General features: G+C 60.7%; 17 protein-coding genes. 12 read left to right on the top strand and 5 right to left on the bottom strand.

Annotated elements, in window-relative coordinates:
* Positions 1-6: 6 nt before the first annotated feature.
* Together DFP86_RS15065 and thrC are read left to right on the top strand one after the other, a co-directional pair.
* The gene (locus tag DFP86_RS15065) at positions 7-1,317 is read left to right on the top strand and encodes a homoserine dehydrogenase (protein ID WP_133682722.1); all 1,311 of its coding nucleotides are present in this window, start codon (positions 7-9) and stop codon (positions 1,315-1,317) included.
* A gap of 12 nt (positions 1,318-1,329) precedes the next feature.
* Positions 1,330-2,751, top strand: coding sequence for a threonine synthase (gene thrC / locus DFP86_RS15070; RefSeq protein ID WP_133682724.1), 1,422 nt, complete (start codon positions 1,330-1,332; stop codon positions 2,749-2,751).
* 34 nt (positions 2,752-2,785) lie between these two features.
* Here the strand turns inward: thrC and ntrC are convergent, their stop codons facing one another.
* The 3 genes from ntrC to glnA all read right to left on the bottom strand — a co-directional run bounded on the left by ntrC (position 2,786) and on the right by glnA (position 6,887).
* On the bottom strand, positions 2,786-4,195 hold the full coding sequence (gene ntrC / locus DFP86_RS15075) for a nitrogen regulation protein NR(I) (protein ID WP_133682726.1): 1,410 nt from the start codon (positions 4,193-4,195) through the stop codon (positions 2,786-2,788).
* Between the two features lie 3 nt (positions 4,196-4,198).
* Entirely contained in the window at positions 4,199-5,302 is a 1,104-nt protein-coding gene (gene glnL / locus DFP86_RS15080) for a nitrogen regulation protein NR(II) (RefSeq protein WP_243729416.1), read from the bottom strand.
* Positions 5,303-5,468: 166 nt separating this feature from the next.
* Entirely contained in the window at positions 5,469-6,887 is a 1,419-nt protein-coding gene (glnA, locus tag DFP86_RS15085; RefSeq protein WP_133682728.1) for a type I glutamate--ammonia ligase, read from the bottom strand.
* 285 nt (positions 6,888-7,172) lie between these two features.
* Between glnA and DFP86_RS15090 the strand changes: the two genes are divergently transcribed.
* The 4 genes from DFP86_RS15090 (at position 7,173) to prmC (ending at position 10,039) form a co-directional block, all read left to right on the top strand.
* On the top strand, positions 7,173-7,625 hold the full coding sequence (locus tag DFP86_RS15090; RefSeq protein WP_133682730.1) for a rhodanese-like domain-containing protein: 453 nt from the start codon (positions 7,173-7,175) through the stop codon (positions 7,623-7,625).
* Between the two features lie 74 nt (positions 7,626-7,699).
* The gene (gene aroE / locus DFP86_RS15095; protein ID WP_133682732.1) at positions 7,700-8,527 is read left to right on the top strand and encodes a shikimate dehydrogenase; all 828 of its coding nucleotides are present in this window, start codon (positions 7,700-7,702) and stop codon (positions 8,525-8,527) included.
* Positions 8,528-8,529: 2 nt separating this feature from the next.
* The gene (mtgA, locus tag DFP86_RS15100; RefSeq protein WP_133682734.1) at positions 8,530-9,216 is read left to right on the top strand and encodes a monofunctional biosynthetic peptidoglycan transglycosylase; all 687 of its coding nucleotides are present in this window, start codon (positions 8,530-8,532) and stop codon (positions 9,214-9,216) included.
* A gap of 10 nt (positions 9,217-9,226) precedes the next feature.
* A complete protein-coding gene (prmC, locus tag DFP86_RS15105) occupies positions 9,227-10,039 on the top strand; it encodes a peptide chain release factor N(5)-glutamine methyltransferase (RefSeq protein WP_133682923.1) in 813 nt (270 codons plus the stop codon).
* Between the two features lie 36 nt (positions 10,040-10,075).
* On the opposite strand, the gene DFP86_RS15110 is transcribed toward prmC, so the two are convergent.
* Complete coding sequence (locus tag DFP86_RS15110) at positions 10,076-11,221, bottom strand: hypothetical protein (protein WP_133682736.1); 1,146 nt, start codon at positions 11,219-11,221, stop codon at positions 10,076-10,078.
* Between the two features lie 212 nt (positions 11,222-11,433).
* Here DFP86_RS15110 and DFP86_RS15115 point away from each other — a divergent pair, with 212 nt between their 5' ends.
* From DFP86_RS15115 to DFP86_RS15140, 6 genes are all read left to right on the top strand, one after another.
* Positions 11,434-11,967, top strand: coding sequence for an adenylyl-sulfate kinase (locus DFP86_RS15115; RefSeq protein ID WP_133682738.1), 534 nt, complete (start codon positions 11,434-11,436; stop codon positions 11,965-11,967).
* Between the two features lie 74 nt (positions 11,968-12,041).
* Entirely contained in the window at positions 12,042-12,947 is a 906-nt protein-coding gene (locus tag DFP86_RS15120) for a sulfotransferase family 2 domain-containing protein (RefSeq protein ID WP_133682740.1), read from the top strand.
* Between the two features lie 84 nt (positions 12,948-13,031).
* Positions 13,032-13,814 carry a class I SAM-dependent methyltransferase gene (locus DFP86_RS15125; RefSeq protein ID WP_133682742.1) on the top strand — a complete coding sequence of 261 codons (783 nt, stop codon included), beginning with the start codon at positions 13,032-13,034 and terminating at the stop codon, positions 13,812-13,814.
* Entirely contained in the window at positions 13,814-16,132 is a 2,319-nt protein-coding gene (locus tag DFP86_RS15130; RefSeq protein ID WP_243729417.1) for a PEP-utilizing enzyme, read from the top strand. Before DFP86_RS15125 ends, DFP86_RS15130 begins: the two co-directional genes overlap by 1 nt.
* A complete protein-coding gene (locus tag DFP86_RS15135) occupies positions 16,129-16,719 on the top strand; it encodes a gamma-glutamyl-gamma-aminobutyrate hydrolase family protein (protein WP_133682744.1) in 591 nt (196 codons plus the stop codon). Before DFP86_RS15130 ends, DFP86_RS15135 begins: the two co-directional genes overlap by 4 nt.
* A 39-nt stretch (positions 16,720-16,758) precedes the next feature.
* Positions 16,759-17,478 (top strand): phosphocholine cytidylyltransferase family protein, encoded by a 720-nt coding sequence (locus DFP86_RS15140; protein WP_133682746.1) that lies wholly within the window; start codon positions 16,759-16,761, stop codon positions 17,476-17,478.
* A gap of 104 nt (positions 17,479-17,582) precedes the next feature.
* Here DFP86_RS15140 and DFP86_RS15145 read toward each other — a convergent pair whose 3' ends face one another.
* Complete coding sequence (locus tag DFP86_RS15145; protein ID WP_133682748.1) at positions 17,583-18,068, bottom strand: FKBP-type peptidyl-prolyl cis-trans isomerase; 486 nt, start codon at positions 18,066-18,068, stop codon at positions 17,583-17,585.
* Positions 18,069-18,136 lie beyond the last annotated feature (68 nt).

An 18,136-nucleotide genomic window follows, 5' to 3' on the forward strand; every position in this document is an offset into this window, starting at 1 on the left:
TAAGCTATGAAGCCAATCAATATCGGCCTGATGGGGGTCGGTACGGTGGGCGGCGGCACCGCCACCGTGTTGAAACGCAATGCGGAAGAGATCAGCCGTCGCGCCGGTCGACGCATCCGTCTGTTCATGGCGGCCAATCGCGATACCGAGCGCGCGCGCGAGCACGTCGGCCCCGAGGTGATCGTGGTCGACGATGCCTTCCAGATCGTCAACCACCCCGAGGTCGACATCGTCGTCGAGCTGATCGGCGGCACCACCATTGCCCGCGACCTGGTGTTCAAGGCGATCGAAAACGGCAAGCATGTGGTGACGGCCAATAAGAAGTTGATCGCCGAGTTCGGCAACGAAATCTTCGCCCGCGCCCAGGAAAAGGGCGTGATCGTGGCCTTCGAAGCCGCAGTGGCCGGCGGCGTGCCGATTATCAAGGCATTGCGCGAAAGCTTGGCGGCCAACCGCATCGAATGGATCGCCGGCATCATCAACGGTACCGCCAACTATATCCTGACCGAGATGCGCGAAAAGGGCGCGAGCTTTGCCGACGCGCTGGCCGACGCGCAGCGCCTGGGTTATGCCGAGGCCGATCCCACCTTCGACGTCGAGGGGCACGACGCCGGCCACAAGCTGACCATCATGGCGTCGATCGCCTTCGGTATCCCGATGCAGTTCAGCAAGTGCTACCTGGAAGGGATCAGCCAGCTGTCGTCCAAGGACATCAGCTACGCCGAAGAATTGGGTTATCGCGTCAAGCTGTTGGGCCTGACGCGCCGTACCGACGACGGCATCGAGTTGCGCGTGCATCCGACGCTGATTCCGGAAGGGCGGTTGATCGCCAACGTCAACGGCGTCAAGAACGCGGTGTTGGTCAACTGCGACGCGGCCGGACCGACACTGTATTACGGCGCCGGCGCCGGCGCGTTGCCGACCGCCTCGGCGGTGGTGGCCGACATCGTGGACGTGACGCGCCTGCTGGCCGCCGACCCCGAGCATCATGTCCCGTTGATGGCTTTCCAGCCGGATCAGTTGCGCGATCTGCCGATCCTGCCGATCGACCAAGTGGTCAGCTCCTACTATCTGCGTATTCAAGCCATCGACCGTGCCGGTGTGCTGGCCAATATCACCCGCATCTTGGCGGAGGATGCGATATCCATCGAGGCGGTGATCCAGAAGGGGTCGATCCACGATGGCGCGGCCGAGGTGGTGATTCTGACGCACCGGGTCAAGGAAATGGACGTCAACCATGCCATCGAGGCCATCGAGGCTCTCGATAGCGTCGCCGGACCGGTCGTGCGGCTGCGCATGGAAGAACTCAACGCCTAAGGAGAGTGCGCGATGGACTATATCAGTACGCGCGGCGGCATGAGCCCGCAGCGCTTCTGCGACATCCTGCTGATGGGGTTGGCGCCGGACGGCGGCCTAGTGATGCCGACCCACTATCCGCGCGTCGACCGAGATCAACTGGCGGCCTGGCGCGGGCTATCCTATCCGGCACTGGCGTTCGAGATCGTGCGCTTGTTTGCCGACGATATTCCGGCTGACGAGCTGCGCGACATCGTCGAGCGAACCTATCGAGCCGAGGTGTTCGGCTCGGCAGAGATCGCGCCGCTGACCAGGCTCGAAGATGGATTGTTCGTCGAACAGTTGTCCAACGGGCCGACCCTGGCCTTCAAGGACATGGCGATGCAGTTGCTTGGCCATTTGTTCGAATATGTGTTGGTCAAGCGCGGACAGCAGCTCAATATTCTCGGCGCCACCTCCGGCGATACCGGCAGCGCGGCGGAGCATGCCATGCGCGGCCGTGCCAATATCCGCGTATTCATGTTGTCGCCGCACGGCAAGATGAGCGCCTTTCAGCGCGCGCAGATGTTTTCCTTGCCGGACGAAAATATCCACAATCTGGCGATCGAGGGCATGTTCGACGACTGTCAGGACATCGTCAAGGCGGTGTCGAGCGACGCCGAGTTCAAGGCCAAACACGCCATCGGCACCGTCAATTCGATCAACTGGGCGCGGGTGGTCGCCCAGGTGGTGTATTACTTCCACGGTTATTTCGCCGCGAGCGACAGCAACGATCAGAAGGTCAGCTTTTGCGTGCCGTCGGGCAATTTCGGCAATGTCTGCGCCGGCCATATTGCGCGCCAGATGGGCTTGCCGATCGATCGGTTGATCGTGGCGACCAACGAGAACGACGTGCTGGACGAATTCTTCCGCACCGGCCGTTACCGTCCGCGCACAGGCGCCGAGACCCGCGTTACCTCCAGCCCGTCGATGGATATCTCCAAGGCGTCCAACTTCGAACGTTTTATTTTCGACCTGGTCGGGCGCAACCCGGTGGCGCTGTCCGAGCTGTGGCGAGGCGTGGATAAGGGGACGGGCTTCGATTTGAGCGCGCTGGAAGGCGACATGATGTTCGCCGAGGTATCGCGCCGCTATGGCTTTGTCTCCGGCCGCAGTACCCATGCCGACCGTTTGGCCACCATCCGTCAAGTGGCGGCGGAAACGCCAGCGCGGGTGCTCGATCCGCATACCGCCGACGGCGTCAAGGTGGCGCGCGAACTGCGTCGTCCGAGCGAGATCGTGGTGTGCCTGGAGACCGCACTGCCGGCCAAATTCGCCGAAACGCTACGCGAGGCGTTGGCGCAGGATCCGCCGCGCCCCGCCGGTTTCGAGGGCTTGGAGGATCTGCCGCAACGCTTCACCGTATTGCCGGCCGACGTGTCGGCGGTCAAGCAGGTGATCGAAGCCCATACCTAAACGCGTCGACGGGCGGATCGCCCGTCGACGTCCGCTACAACCCGAGTTCCTGAATCTTGCGCGTCAGCGTATTACGGCCCCAGCCCAAAGCTTGCGCCGCTTCGATTTTCCGCCCGGCGGTATGCGCCAAGCTTGTCAGAATGCAGCAGGTTTCGAAGCGGTGCAGCAAGTCGTCGATGATGCCGGTTTCTCCCGCCGCCAGCCGGCGGTCGATTTCCGCCGCCAGTCCCTTGATCCAGTCGGACTCTGCGGCCGGCTGCCCGAATGCCGGCGCATCCGGTGCCAGGGAGAGGGGTTGGGCCTTCAGTTCCGGCGGTAGGTCGGAGACTTCCACCATCTGTCCCGGCGCCATCACCGTGATCCATTGGCACAGGTTTTCCAGTTGGCGTACGTTGCCGGGAAATTGGTAGTCGACGATGCATTGCATGGCGGCCGGACTGAGCCGCTTGGGTTCGACGCCGAGGTTGGCCGCGCTTTTGCCGAGGAAGTGCTGAGTGAGCAGCGGGATATCCTCGCTACGCTCGCGTAGCGGCGGCAGGCGCAGGCGGATGACATTGAGCCGGTGGTACAAGTCTTCGCGGAACTGCCCGGTGCGTACTCGCTCTTCCAGGTTTTGGTGTGTCGCGGCGATGACGCGCACGTTGGCCTTGATCGGGGTATGGCCGCCGACGCGGTAAAAGTGCCCGTCGGACAGTACACGCAACAGCCGGGTCTGCAGCTCGGTCGGCATATCGCCGATTTCGTCCAGAAACAGCGTACCGCCCTCGGCCTCTTCGAAGCGGCCGCGCCGCGTTGCTTGGGCGCCGGTGAAGGCGCCTTTTTCGTGGCCGAACAGCTCGCTTTCCAGCAGATCCTTAGGGATCGCGGCGGTGTTGAGCGCGATGAACGGCCGACCGGCGCGTACCGAGTGCTGGTGTAGCGCCTCGGCCACGCGTTCCTTGCCTGTGCCGGATTCGCCGGTGATCAGCACGGTGACGGTGGATTGCGACAGACGGCCGATGGCGCGGAAGACGTCCTGCATGGCGGGCGCCTGACCCAGCAATACCGGCAGGGCGACTTGCGGCGCCGGGCTATTGTCGTGCTGGCCGGCCTCGGCCAGCGCGCGCTCGATCAGCTCCACCGCCTGGTCGATGTCGAAAGGCTTGGGCAGGTATTCGAACGCGCCGCCCTGGAAGGCCGAGACCGCGGAGTCGAGGTCGGCATGGGCCGTCATGATGATGACCGGTAATTGCGGATGCCGCTCCTTGACGCTCGCCAGAAACTTCAGGCCGTTGGTGCCCGGCATGCGAATATCGGAAATGATGACCCGCGGCTGCTCGTCTTCCAGTAAGTTGAGTGCGTCGTCGGCGCTGGCGAAGCTGCGGTAGTCGATGGCGCTACGCGCGAGCGCCTTCTCCAGTACCCAACGGATGGCCTTGTCGTCATCGATGATCCAGACCGGCATCGTTTATTCTCCTTGCGCGCCAGGTGCGGTGGCGTGTGATTGTTCTTGTATGAACGGCAGCATGACGGTGAAGCAGGTCTGCCCAGGCTGCGAGTCGAACTCGATGCTGCCGCCGTGTTGATGGACGTAGGCTTGGGCCAGCGTCAGACCCAGGCCGGTGCCTTCGGCCCGTCCGGTGACCAGCGGGTAGAACAGATGGTCGCGGATGTCGTCCGGAATGCCGGGGCCGTTGTCGATGATCTGCAATTTCAATGCCAGGTTGTGGCGTTTACGCGCCAGCGTCGTCTGGCGAGCCACCCGGGTGCGCAAAATCACCTGTCCCTTGCCTTTCATGGCTTGGATGGCATTTTTCACGATGTTCAGTACCACCTGGATCAATTGTTCCTTGTCGGCGAACAGCATCGGCAGGCTGACGTCGTAGTCGCGTTGAATGATCAGGTCTTGCGGGTACTCCGCCAGCGCGATGCTGCGCACGCGCTCCAGTACTTCGTGGATGTTGACTTCGCCGACCACATGGCGCCGATGCGGCGCCAGCATGCGATCGACCAGGGACTGCAGCCGCAGCGCCTCTTGCTTGATGACTTCGGTGTATTCCTTGAGCTCGGGGCGATCCTGCAGTTCGTGCTCCAGCAATTGCGCGGCGCCGCGGATGCCGCCAAGCGGATTCTTGATTTCGTGCGCCAGGTTACGGATCAATTCGCGGTTGGCCTGATGTTGCAGTAGCCGTCGTTCTTCGTTGACGATGCGCAGCTGCTGGTCGAGCGAGCGCAATTCGATCAGCGCCTGGCTCGCGACGGCATCGATCGGTGTGACCGATAGGGCGACGTGCAAGGGCTGGGCGGTTTGCGCGGTGACCAGTGCTAAATCGTGTTCGATGTAGCTGGCGTTGTGGGCGAAGGCGGTGGCCAGTGCCTGCTGCAACGCTTCGTTCGGCAGGAACAAGTCTGTCAGCCTGTGGCGCAGTAGTTCGCGCAGACCTTGCCCCAGCAGGCTTTCGCTTGCCGGATTGGCATAGACCAGTTCGCCGTTCTGGCAGACGATCAGAACCGGCGTATCGAGCAGTTCGAGCCCGGCGAAGCCGGGGTGCGTCAGGTCAGTTCCGGTCATGGCGTAAGGTTTTCTCTGGTAGCAGACGCGGGGCGCGGCGCCACATGCCTGTAGTATGCACTATTTTGGTGCATCGCTTCTCGACCGTGCCGGAAAAAAACCCGCCTCCCTGACGGGAGAGCGGGTTTGTCGGGACGACCGCCCCCCGGCGCTGCGATGCGCCGTTTTACAGGCTGTAGTACATGGAGAACTCAACCGGGTGCGTGGTCATGCGCGTCAGGTTGACTTCTTGCATCTTCAGCTCGATGTAGGCATCGATCCACTCGTTGCTGAACACGCCGCCGCGGGTGAGGAACTCGCGGTCGCGGTCGAGCGCGTCGAGCGCTTCGTCCAGCGAGGCGCAGACGGTCGGGATCAACTTGTCTTCTTCCGGCGGCAGGTCGTACAGGTTCTTGTCGGCAGGATCGCCCGGGTGGATCTTGTTCTGGATACCGTCCAGGCCAGCCATCAAGAGTGCCGAGAACAACAGGTACGGGTTGGCCAGCGGATCCGGGAAGCGCGCTTCGATACGGCGTGCCTTGGGGCTTGCCACGTGCGGGATGCGGATCGAGGCCGAACGGTTCTTGGCCGAGTAGGCCAGTTTCACCGGCGCTTCGTAGTGCGGCACCAGGCGCTTATAGGAGTTGGTGCCCGGGTTGGCGATGGCGTTGAGCGCCTTGGCATGCTTGATGATGCCGCCGATATAGTACAGCGCGATATCGGACAGGCCGGCATAACCGTCGCCGGCGAAGGTGTTCTTGCCGTCTTTCCAAATCGATTGGTGAACGTGCATACCGGAGCCGTTGTCGCCGACGATCGGCTTGGGCATGAAAGTCGCGGTCTTGCCGTAGCTGTGGGCGACGTTGTGCACCACGTACTTCAAGATCTGGGTCCAGTCGGCGCGCTGGGTCAGCGTGGAGAAGCGGGTGCCGATTTCGTTTTGGCCGCCGGTGGCCACTTCATGGTGGTGCACTTCGACCGGCACGCCCAGCTCTTCCAGCAACAGAACCATGGCAGAACGGATGTCTTGCGAGGAATCGACCGGAGGCACCGGGAAGTAGCCGCCCTTGATACCCGGGCGGTGGCCGGTGTTGCCGCCTTCGAATTTCTGGGCGGAGGCCCAGGCACCTTCTTCGGACTCGATCTTGACGAAGCAGCCGGACATGTCGGCATTCCAGGTGACGGAGTCGAAGATGAAGAATTCGGGTTCCGGACCGAAGTAGGCGGTGTCGCCGATGCCGGTTGCCTTCAGATAGGCTTCAGCGCGCTTGGCGATGGAGCGCGGGCAGCGGTCGTAGCCTTTGCCGTCGGCCGGGTCGACCACGTCGCAGGTCATGATGACGGTGGCTTCGTCGAAGAACGGGTCGATCTTGGCGGTGGTCGGATCGGCCATCAGCAGCATGTCGGAAGCTTGAATGCCCTTCCAGCCGGCGATCGAGGAGCCATCGAAAGCGTGGCCGTGTTCGAACCAGGCATCGCCATCTTCGGTGAGCACATGCGCCGGGATGGTTACGTGTTGCTCCTTGCCGCGGGTGTCGGTAAAGCGCAGGTCAACGAACTTGACGTCGTTTTCCTGAATCAATTTCACTACGTCTGCAACCGCCATGTTGATCTCCTAAATGGGCTACGTGCTTCAAAGTGATGCTTTTAGATAGTGGGTGACGTTTCCATAGCATGAAGCGTGCCACCCTTTCCCAAGGCGATGAAACCATGTCTTGGCCGCTACTTAGCCGGTTGTCATGGGGCTTGTCCGACCCATTTTAGTGCTGGCATGCTGCAAATGCACCAAAATGATGCGTCGGCGTGCCCGGAAATGAACGCGTTGCCATGTCGCCCAACGCGCATGATAATTGCTGTGTCATATTTTGTGCGGTTTAGCGAGGAGGAAGTCATGGATCAGGTGCAGACCATTTTGCAACAAGCGGCCGAGCGCGGCGCGGCGCTCGGTGTGCCCTATCAGGGTTCACTGCTGCCGCAAGAGGCGCACGATCTCATGCAGCTGCTGCCCTCGGCGGTGCTGGTGGATGTGCGTTGCGCCGCGGAATGGCAGTTTGTCGGCATGGTGCCGAATGCGCTGTGCATCGAGTGGCGCAGCTTCCCGGGTATGCAGCCGAATGCGCAGTTCCTGCCGGCTTTGCAAAAGCAGGTATCGCAAGACGACACGCTGATGTTGATGTGCCGCTCCGGCGTGCGTTCCGACGAGGCGGCGCGCGCCGCCCTCGCGGCGGGCTACCGTGCGGTCTACAACGTGCTGGAGGGGTTCGAGGGCGATAAGGACGGTATGAGTCAGCGCGGCCACATCAATGGTTGGAAAATGCACGGTTTGCCCTGGGTACAGGGCTGACTCTATTGATGTTGGCCGCTTATCAAGGCTAAAGTAGCAGACCTGGCAGGAACCGGATTTTCAGAAAGCAAATCATGACCGAACGTTACGCTGTCATCGGCAACCCCGTCGACCATAGCCAATCGCCCTTTATTCATGCCGAATTCGCCCGGGCGGAAAACCGTTCGATACGCTACGAGCGCCTGCAGGCGGCCACCGATCGTTTCTCCGATGTGGTGAGCGCTTTTATCAAGACCGGCGGCAACGGCTTGAATGTGACCCTGCCTTTCAAGGGGGATGCCTACCGCTACGCCACCGAGTTGTCCGAGCGGGCCCGCGCCGCCGAGGCGGTGAACACGCTGACTTTCCGCGACGGCAAGGTCTACGGCGACAATACCGATGGCATCGGACTGGTGCGCGACATCGTCGAGAACCTCGATTTCCCCATCGCCGATAAGAGCGTGTTGATTCTCGGCGCAGGCGGTGCCGTGCGCGGTGTGCTCGGACCGATCCTCGAGGAAAAACCGGCGTCCGTCACCATCGCCAATCGTACCTTGATCAAGGCCGAGGCCGTGGCACACCATTTCGAGGCACTCGGCATGGGACGTTGCCGGGCGGTCGGTTACGAGCAACTGACCGGCGAACATTTCGATATCGTCATCAATGGCACCTCGACCAGCCTGCAGCATGAGCTGCCGCCCATCCCGCACGGCATCTTCACCACGCGCTCGCTGGCATACGATATGGTCTACAGCAGCGGTTTGACGATGTTCTTGCAGCGGGCGCAGTCGGAAAACGCCGGCATGCTGGCCGATGGTCTGGGCATGCTGGTCGAGCAGGCGGCCGAGTCGTTCCATATTTGGCACGGTGTCAAACCGGAAACCCGAAAAGTCACCAACATGCTGCGCGAACTGTTGGCCTGACGATGCGCTTGATCAGCAAATTGCTGGCGGTCCTGGTGGCCGCCTTTGCCTTATATAACTTGTGGATTTTCGGGCACATCGTCTATTGGCGCTCGCACAATCCGTCGGCGAGTGCCTTCATGAACCAGCAACTGGCCAAGTTGCAGGAGGATGACCCGGAGGCCGAGCTGCGCCAGAAGTGGGTGCCGTACCAGCAGATCTCGCCCAACCTGAAGCGCGCTTTGATCGCCGCCGAGGATGCCAAGTTCGTCGATCACGTCGGTTTCGACTGGGACGGCATGGAGGCGGCCTTCGAGAAGAATCTGAAGAAGGGGCACATCGTGGCCGGCGGCTCGACCATCAGTCAGCAATTGGCCAAAAACCTATTTCTGTCGGATAAGCGCACGCCTTGGCGCAAGGCGGAAGAGGCGCTGATCACCGTGATGCTGGAGGCGGTGATGGATAAGCGGCGCATCTTCGAAATCTATCTGAACGTGATCGAGTGGGGCAACGGCGTATTCGGCGCCGAGGCCGCGTCACGCCATTACTTTCATACCTCGGCCTTGCGCTTGAGTGCCGGGCAGGCCGCCAAGCTCGCGGCGATGGTGCCTAATCCGCGTTATTACGACGACCACCGCGGTGCGCCCGGCCTTGGACGCAAGACCCGTATCATCCTGCGGCGCATGCCCTACGCCGATTTGCCCGATTGAATTCGCCATGATGACCATCGCTCAAGCGCTGACAGCTTTCCCGCTGCCGCGCCTCGAATCCCGTCTGTTGTTGATGCACGTACAGCCGGATCTGACACATGCCCGCATCGTGGCTTACCCCGAGCGCGAATTGGCGCCGGAAGAGGAAGATCGCTTTCGCCGGTTGGCCGTTCGCAGAGTGGCCGGAGAACCGTTGGCCTATTTGCTGGGGATGCGCGAATTCTACGGCCGCCCCTTTACGGTGACGCCCGACGTATTGATTCCGCGCCCGGAAACCGAGCACCTGGTCGAGGCGGCCATGTCTCGTCTCGCCCATGAGCCTGCCGATGTGCTCGACCTGGGGTGCGGCAGCGGCGCGATCGCCGTGACGCTGGCGTTGGAGGTGCCTGAGTGGCGCGTCAATGCGGTGGATGTCTCCGCGGCGGCGTTGGCGGTGGCGCAGGGCAATGCCGAGCGTTTGGAGGCCTCCGTGGCCTTCATGCAAGGCTCATGGTTCGCTCCCTTGGCCCGCGAGCGCCGCTTCCATCTGATTGTGTCCAATCCGCCTTACATCGCGGCCGACGATCATCATCTCGGCGAGGGCGATGTGCGTTTCGAACCGCGCTTGGCGTTGACCGACGAGGGCGACGGGCTGGCGTGCCTACGGACGATCGCCGCCGAGGCGCCTGCCCGCCTGCATGCGGATGGTTGGTTGATGGTCGAACACGGTTATGACCAAGGGGAAGCTGTCAGGGCTTTATTCTCGGCGCAGGGATTGGCCGAGGTGGCGACACTGCCGGACTTGGCCGGCCACGACCGGGTCACGATCGGCCGCCGGGCCTGAAACGAGCGGCCGGGCGGCGTTCCACCGTCGGTTTTGCTATCGCTGGGTGCCGTAGCGCACCGGCAGGTTGATCCAATGCTCGGCGCGCTCGCCCTGATGGATGCGGACCAGGTCGGCCATGAGTGCGTCCACCGTGTTGTACGGCAAGGCGAACACGCTATCGAACAGCGCCGCCACATCTCCCTCTAGCACATCGGGTTGGTTCAGCTGCGCCTGCACCACGTCCAGCAATTGCTGCACATTGTTCACCAAGCGAGCGAATTGACAGGTCAAGGCGCAGAAGCGGGGATGTTTGGCGCACTCGTCGGCCGGGATGAAGAAAATCGGCCGTTGGCGGGTGAGCATTTCGTACACGAAAGCGAAGCCGGACATGTCCGTGAGCAGCACATCCGGGTCGGCGTACAAGGTGGGCGGCGGGGTGACGGATAAATCGAAGCTCACGTTATCCATGCCTTGCGAGGCGAATAAAGCCATCATGTGCGGCACAAAGTCGCGGGTGCGGTCCGACGGGTGTGGTCGGCAGACGATGCGGGCATGCGGGAATGCGCGTGCCAGAGAGAACAGAATTTGGTTGCCATCCAGATGGAAGCGGTGGCCGGTATGCTCGGGCGAGAGCACCGACGGGGCATACAGAATGAGCGGCTGTTCCGGACGCGGGCCGCCGGGTTTGCGCGCTGGCGGCAATGCTTTGGCATATCCGCCTGGGATGACATATTTGGTGATGCCGTGGTCCATCGCATTGGCGTAGCCTAAACCGACATAGTTGGCATCGTACAAAGCGCGGATAGTCCATTCTGCGTAGAAGGTCGATGGCGCGAAAAAGTAGTCGAATTCGAAATAATGGTCGGCCCCCTGCTCGATTGGCGTGGGGATGGTGTCGCGAATGAAAAACGAGTGGGCGAGCAGGACTTTTGCCGATCTGGTGAAACCCGAAATGAATTCGCCTTCATTGGTGCTGATCACCACTTTCGGCGGCTGAACCTGGCCGGTATGGCAATCCTGAGCCAGCGCCAGCGCTTGATCGGGGTTCAATAGCATGCATTGATAACCGGCCTCGCGCAGCTTGGCGAGAATCGGACCAATGAAATCGGAAAATTCCGGGCGCGGTAGAACAAAGGCAAAATCGGCGATGGCACGGACTGTTTCCGTGTCTTGTTCGGTAAGTTCGACTGCGGCTGGCATTGTAGCTCCAGAAAGGCGCCTGACTTGGCGATAGCGGTGACACGTTACCGCCAAAGCTCATCGCCTGTCCACAAGGGCGCTTTACGCCCTGCGCGGTAAATGCCCGGTTGCGGCGCCTTTTCGAAATGACGTTTTCAGAGTGGTGACGCAGTGCGACATCCTGCACAATATCGCCAATGAGCGAATTTGCCACGATGGAGGAGATGCGGGTCATGACAAAAGGCCGGGTGATTTGGATAACCGGACTGTCCGGAGCGGGTAAAACCACCTTGGCGCTGGCGGTATCGGAGGCACTGCGGGCCGAGGGGCATCCGGTGGTGATGCTCGATGGCGACGAACTGCGCGATCTGCTGGGGGCGGCCAGCGTCACGCGCGCCAACCATGGCCGCGAAGGACGATTGGCGTTGGCATTGAAGTATGCGCGCCTATGCCGGATGATCGCCGATCAGGGCTGTACCGTGGTGATTGCCACCATTTCCTTGTTTCAAGAAGTCCATGCCTGGAATCGCGAGCATTTGCCCGGGTATTTCGAGGTTTATCTCAAAGTGCCGGAAACGGAGCTTCGGCGTCGCGACCCCAAAGGTATTTATCGTCGTTTCGATGCGGGGGAAATCTGCGATGTGGCCGGGTTGGATTTGCCGGTGGATGAGCCGCAATCGCCGGACTGGACCGCCGAATTTGTCGAGGGACGTTCCGCGGCACAGCAAGCGCAGGCGTTGATCGCGGTGCTGCAGCAAGCCATTTGATCGATATCAGGGGTGGTTATAACAAAATCTCATAATATGGAGATGCTTAATAAAAATTCACACAAAGTGCACAAATGGTCAGCCCACACCTTGGTCGCGATATCAGCGCAGACGAAGCAGTCGACACAGTCAAAAATAATGCTTCATTACACAGCCTGGATTTAAACACCCCTATCCACTGGCTTTTCCCGCAGGATCGCGAAAAACTTTATTTTCATCATATGTTGGGTACGGGGGGGACGACGTTCGTCCGCGCACTGGCAAGCTCGACGCCGCAACGAAACATGATCCACCTGACGCAGGGTGCGCCAGGTTACCGGATCGGCGACACCAGCATGTTGCTCAATTGCGGCCCGAAAAGTATTTGCTACGGCCATAATTTATTCGGGTTGCTCGAACGGGCGGCGATCGCCGATCGTTATATGACGATGCTACGCAACCCCTATGACCGTTTGCTGACGGACTTTTTCTGGAAGTATGCCCACCAGCCGGAAATCTCTACGCTGAATGCCCTCGATGCCATGAAGTGTTTCGAACATTTTGTCGAGAGTAGCGAGCATCTGGAGTTTTATATCCATCATTGCGGTGCTGTCGGCTACGATAATAAGCAGCATTTTGATCTAAAGGAGTGCTCGCGCATCTCGAACCCCGAGGCGGATGTTCTTGCGCGTCGGAATTTGCGCGATCGTTTCTGGTTTGTCGGTATTACGGAGTTGTTCGAAGAATCGCTGTTCGTGGCCGCGATCGCCACGGGCGTGAACGTTATCAATGCCTGGTGGGTGGTGCGCCATCCCAAGACGACATTCCGTCCCGCTTTCCTAGATCTGTCGAAACGCCTGCGAAATCTCATCGAAGACAAAACGGCCTACGACTTTGCGCTTTATGAGGACTACCGGCTGTTGATGGCCCGGCGTTTCAAAGAGCAAGGGGCGTGCGAGCTATTCAATGGGTATTACAACCAAGCGCATCCTGTGATTTAAATCCGACGCCTATGTGCGCCAGGTTGTGTAGGATATGGCTTACTGCTTTCGTCTCTTATTTTTTGCTGGAGAGTTCTCTCGATCATGACGCAAACACTCAAAGCCGGCGATTTCACCGGTCTCGCCACGGACTATTCGCAACACCGGCCCGATTATGCTCCTTCGGTACTCGATGCCCTGTTGGGGATGCTGCCTAAACCCGTGGATCGGATCGATTTTGTGGACGTGGGCGCCGGTACCGGCATTTGGACGCGTATGGTCAGCGCGCGCGGTGTCAATAGCTCGACGGCGGTAGAGCCGAATGACGATATGCGCGCCAACGGCGAGCGCGACAGCGCCGGCGCGCCGATTGCCTGGTATGCCGGCAGTGCCGAAACCACTGGCCTGGCGACGGGCTGCTGCGACTGGCTCACCATGGCTTCGAGTTTTCATTGGGCCGATTTCGATGCCGCGACGCGGGAATTTCACCGCATGCTGCGCCCGGGCGGTCGTTTTACCGCACTGTGGAATCCGCGCCTGATCGAGGTCAACCCGTTGCTCGTCGAGATCGAAGCCCATTTGGCGACCTTGCGCAGCGACATCAAGCGTGTATCGTCCGGCCGCTCCGGCATTACCGAAACCTTGACCGAACAATTGTGGGCGTCGCCGTACTTCGAGGATGTGGTCTATCTGGAAGGTCGCCATGTGATCGCCATGACGCCGCAACGGTATCTGGGCGCATGGCGTTCGGTAAACGATCTACGCGTTCAGTTGGGGGCCGAGAAATTCGACGCGTTTCTCTCCTTTGTCGAACAGCGCATCGCCGGTCTTGACGTCATCGAGGCGACTTATCTGACGCGAGCCTGGTCGGCCAAACGAAAGGGCTGATGATGTCCCTGAGCTTTTCCACCAAGGCGGGAACGCTGCATTGCCTGCAAGATCGTCTGCCTATGGCGCGTATCGCGCCGTTGGCGTACTTCACGGTGGAGGAGTGGCAGGCGGCGCCCGATACGTGTTTGGCGCGTGTCGCTATGCTGCCGCAGCCCGGTCCGTGGATCGTGCGCTCAAGTTGCCGCGCGGAGGACAATGCCGAGCAGTCCAACGCCGGCGCCTTCTTGTCGCTACCCGATATCGCCACGGAAGATCTGCCCGAGGCAGTCGCGCGGGTGATTGCCGCGTATGGCGAGGCCGGTGCACAGGATGAGGTGCTGATTCAGCCGATGCTGCGCAATGTGCTGCGCTCGGGCGTGGCCTTTTCGCACGATCCCAATACTTGCGCGCCGTATCGTGTGATCAATTGGGTCGAAGGTGCCGATACCGCGGCGATCACCGGCGGTCGTAGCGGTCGAGTTTGGCAACAAGCCGCGTGTTCGCCGGTGGCTGAGCCCGCTGAATTGTCGGGCGTGGTGGCGTTACTGGAGACGTTGCTGGATCTGTTCGGCCAGCAACCGGTGGATTGCGAATTTGCCGTCACGGCAGAGGAGGGGAGGCGGCAACTATGGCTATTGCAAGCACGGCCGTTGATTCTGCCGCACGCGCCGGAAAGCGATGCGGTTCAGGCCGCGCGCCTGGCGCGGATTCACGACAAAGTCGCGCGCGGCATGCTGCCATATCCTTTCTTGATGGGCAGCCGGACCGTGTATGGGGTCATGCCCGACTGGAACCCGGCCGAGATCATCGGGATTCGGCCTAAGCCTTTGGCCTTGTCGCTGTATCGCGACCTGGTGACGGACGCGATCTGGGCCTATCAACGCCACAACTACGGCTATCGCAATCTGCGCAGCTTCCCGTTGATGCCTCACTTTTTCGGGTTGCCCTATATCGATGTGCGTTTGTCGTTCAACTCGTTCATCCCGGCCGATTTGGACGAGGGACTGGCCGGGCGCCTGGTCGACCATTACATCGACCGGCTGTTGGCCGAACCGACCTTGCACGACAAGGTTGAATTCGAAATCGTGTATTCCTGCTATACCCTCGATCTACCCAAACGGTTGGAGCGCCTCGAAGAGGCCGGCTTCACCAGGGAGGAGCGCAAGAGTATCGCGGATAGTTTGAGGCGATTGACCAACCGTATCGTGCATCCCAAGGAAGGTTTGTGGCGCGAGGACGCGGCAAAGCTGGAAACGCTGCAGTCGCGGCGCGAGGAGCTGATGCGTTCGTGTGCCGACCCATTGGAGCGCATTTACTGGTTGCTGGAAGATGCGAAGCGTTACGGCACTTTGCCGTTTGCCGGTTTGGCGCGCGCAGGCTTCGTCGCGGTGCAAATGCTCAAGTCGCTGGTGTCCGCCGGCGTGTTTTCCCAGTCCGATTACGATGCCTTCATGGGCGGCGTATCGACCGTCAGCGGGCAACTGGGCCGCGATCGCGCGTCGCTGGACAAAGCCACTTTCCTCGCGCGTTATGGCCATCTGCGTCCCGGTACTTACGACCTGCTGTCCCCGCGTTACGACGAGGCTCCCGAGCGCTATTTCGACTGGACGCAAAAAATAGCCCCGCCCGAACCTTTGCGGCCATTCTCGTTGACGTTGCCGCAAATGCGCGAAATCGTGAAGCTGCTGGATCATCATGGTTTGCATCCCGATCCGGTCGGCCTGCTCGATTTCCTGCAAGCCGGTATTGAATTGAGGGAGTTGGCCAAATTCCATTTCACTCGAAATCTGTCCGATGCGCTGGCACTCGTCGCCGAGTGCGGCGGTCGCTGGGGCTTCGACCGCGAGGAATTGGCGTATTGCGATATTGGGGTGTTCAAAGAGTTGCATATCGCCGCGGTCGATCCGCAAGAGATGCTGCGGCGCAGTATCGAGCAGGGCAAGCAGCACTATCGCGAAACGCTGGCGGTATCGCTGCCACCGTTGATCGCCAGGCCTGACGATGTCTGGGCCTTCGAGTGGCCGGAAACCGCGCCGAATTTCATTACGCAAAAGCAGGCCACTGCGCCGGTGGTGGGGTGCGACGATCGCCAACGCCTGGCCGGGGCTATCGTCTGTATTCCCAATGCCGACCCTGGGTTCGACTGGCTGTTCGCCTACCCGATTGCCGGGCTGGTGACCGCCTGGGGCGGGGTGAACTCGCATATGGCGATCCGTGCGGGGGAGCTGGGTTTGCCGGCGGTGATCGGTACGGGCGAATTGCTTTACCAGCGATGCTGCGCGGCCAAGCGGCTGTTCCTCGATTGCTCCGGACGCCGCATCGAGGTGCTGGCGTGAAGATCGTCGCGGTCAGCCAGCGGGTCGATGTCTATCCCGAGCGGCAGGAGCGGCGAGATGCGCTGGATCAGGCTTTGTGCGCCTGGCTGTTGGCCGCAGGCTATTTACCGGTACCCGTTCCCAATCTGGCGAAGACGCCGGCATTGCACGCCTGGTTCTCGGCGGTGCGTCCAGAGGCCATTGTCTTGTCCGGGGGCAACGATATCGGGAAATGCCCCGATCGCGACGCCAGCGAAGTTTTTTTGCTGGAACAAGCGCAGTCGCTACACTTGCCGCTGCTTGGCATTTGTCGCGGCATGCAGATGTTGGCGCATTGGCTCGGTACCGAATTGCAACCGATCGACGGCCATGTTCGCACCCGACACCAGTTATACGGCGAGATCGAGGGCGAAGCCAACAGTTACCACACCATCGGCGTGGTCGGTTGCCCGCGGGATTGCCGTGTCCTGGCATGTAGCGAAGACGATCGTATCGAAGCGGTGGCGCATCGGAGTCTGCCTTGGGAGGGCTGGATGTGGCATCCGGAGCGCGAGCCGATTTGGGCCGCGCGCGACCTCGAACGGCTTCGCCAGTTATTCGGCGCCTAAGCCCCCCACCGTAAAAGCCTGTTCAACCATAGAGACATTATGAAAGCGATCATTCTTGCCGCCGGACGCGGCAGCCGCATGCGCAATCTGACAGACGATCGGCCCAAATGCCTGGTGACCTTGCGTGGCAAGGCATTGCTGGACTGGCAATTGGCGGCATTGCGCGAAGCCGGAGTCGACGAGATCGCGATCGTTACCGGCTACCGCGACGAACTGCTCGTTCGCCCCGGTGTCGCCCGATTTCATAACCCGCGCTGGGCCGAAACCAATATGGTGTCGTCGCTTGCCTGCGCCAGCGAGTGGTTGTGCGCCGCCCCCTGCATTGTCAGCTATTCGGATATCTTCTATGAGGCCTCGGCGGTGCGATCGCTGATCGAAAGTTCGGCCGCCCTGGCGGTGACCTACGATCCGGGGTGGCTTGCGCTGTGGCAGGAGCGTTTCGGCGATCCGTTGCTCGATGCCGAAACCTTTCGCCTGCGTCCGGACGGCTCGCTGGCGGAGATCGGACAAAAGCCGCAAACGGTCGATGAAGTCGAAGGGCAGTATATGGGGTTGTTGCGCTTTACCCCGGAAGGTTGGGCCGAAACCGAGCGTGTCAGATCGACGTTGGCGCAGGCCGTGCGAGACAAAATGCATATGACCGGCACGCTGCAGCATATCGTTCAGGCCGGGCGGTTACCGGTCGTTGCGATTCCGTACACCGGCTCGTGGGGGGAAGTGGATACTGCGGATGATCTGGCGGTATACAACCGCGCCTGATCGTCGGTGTCGGTTATCGCGCTGGCGAGTCGAGCAAAACAAAGACGGGGACATGATTGTCCCCGTCTTTTTTCCTGCGAGCACGCCGCGGGTGTTTCCTGCGCTTAGTGCTCGTGGTGATGTCCGTGAGCGCCGTGCGCGTGGCCATGAGTGACTTCATCGTCGGTCGCTTGGCGGACTTCGACGACCTTGGCGGCAAAACGGATGGTCGTGCCAGCCAGCGGGTGGTTGGCGTCGACGACGGCTTTGCCATCGGCGATGTCGGTGACGCGGAACAACAGGATTTCACCGCTTTCCGGATCGTCGGCTTCGAACATCATGCCGACTTCGACATCGGTCGGGAATACGTCAAGCGATTCGACCCGGATCAATTCTTCTTCCGGCTCGCCGAAAGCATCGTCCGGTGCCAACTTTACATCGACCGATTCCCCAACGTTCTTGCCATGCAGTGCTTCCTCAACCAGCGGGAAAATGCCGTCGTAGCCGCCATGCAGATAGCTGATGGGCTCTTCGGTCTTGTCGAGCAGGTTGTTGTCGGCGTCGAACATCTCGTAGTGGATGGTCACGACAGTGTTTTTTGCGATTTGCATGAAAATGTCCGTGCAGGAAGGTAATAAAGGCTTGTCGGGCGAACGGCAGGCATCGGCCGACAAGGGGG

Origin of the sequence: Paludibacterium purpuratum, from assembly GCF_004363805.1 — a bacterium.
Lineage (GTDB): Bacteria > Pseudomonadota > Gammaproteobacteria > Burkholderiales > Chromobacteriaceae > Paludibacterium > Paludibacterium purpuratum.

Excerpts from the sequence above, each read along its gene's own strand:
- DFP86_RS15065 (WP_133682722.1), top strand. The coding sequence starts at position 7 with ATGAAGCCAATCAATATCGGCCTGATGGGGGTCGGTACGGTGGGCGGC.
- thrC (WP_133682724.1), top strand. The coding sequence starts at position 1,330 with ATGGACTATATCAGTACGCGCGGCGGCATGAGCCCGCAGCGCTTCTGC.
- ntrC (WP_133682726.1), bottom strand. The coding sequence starts at position 4,195 with ATGCCGGTCTGGATCATCGATGACGACAAGGCCATCCGTTGGGTACTG.
- glnL (WP_243729416.1), bottom strand. The coding sequence starts at position 5,302 with ATGACCGGAACTGACCTGACGCACCCCGGCTTCGCCGGGCTCGAACTG.
- glnA (WP_133682728.1), bottom strand. The coding sequence starts at position 6,887 with ATGGCGGTTGCAGACGTAGTGAAATTGATTCAGGAAAACGACGTCAAG.
- DFP86_RS15090 (WP_133682730.1), top strand. The coding sequence starts at position 7,173 with ATGGATCAGGTGCAGACCATTTTGCAACAAGCGGCCGAGCGCGGCGCG.
- aroE (WP_133682732.1), top strand. The coding sequence starts at position 7,700 with ATGACCGAACGTTACGCTGTCATCGGCAACCCCGTCGACCATAGCCAA.
- mtgA (WP_133682734.1), top strand. The coding sequence starts at position 8,530 with ATGCGCTTGATCAGCAAATTGCTGGCGGTCCTGGTGGCCGCCTTTGCC.
- prmC (WP_133682923.1), top strand. The coding sequence starts at position 9,227 with ATGACCATCGCTCAAGCGCTGACAGCTTTCCCGCTGCCGCGCCTCGAA.
- DFP86_RS15110 (WP_133682736.1), bottom strand. The coding sequence starts at position 11,221 with ATGCCAGCCGCAGTCGAACTTACCGAACAAGACACGGAAACAGTCCGT.
- DFP86_RS15115 (WP_133682738.1), top strand. The coding sequence starts at position 11,434 with ATGACAAAAGGCCGGGTGATTTGGATAACCGGACTGTCCGGAGCGGGT.
- DFP86_RS15120 (WP_133682740.1), top strand. The coding sequence starts at position 12,042 with ATGGTCAGCCCACACCTTGGTCGCGATATCAGCGCAGACGAAGCAGTC.
- DFP86_RS15125 (WP_133682742.1), top strand. The coding sequence starts at position 13,032 with ATGACGCAAACACTCAAAGCCGGCGATTTCACCGGTCTCGCCACGGAC.
- DFP86_RS15130 (WP_243729417.1), top strand. The coding sequence starts at position 13,814 with ATGATGTCCCTGAGCTTTTCCACCAAGGCGGGAACGCTGCATTGCCTG.
- DFP86_RS15140 (WP_133682746.1), top strand. The coding sequence starts at position 16,759 with ATGAAAGCGATCATTCTTGCCGCCGGACGCGGCAGCCGCATGCGCAAT.
- DFP86_RS15145 (WP_133682748.1), bottom strand. The coding sequence starts at position 18,068 with ATGCAAATCGCAAAAAACACTGTCGTGACCATCCACTACGAGATGTTC.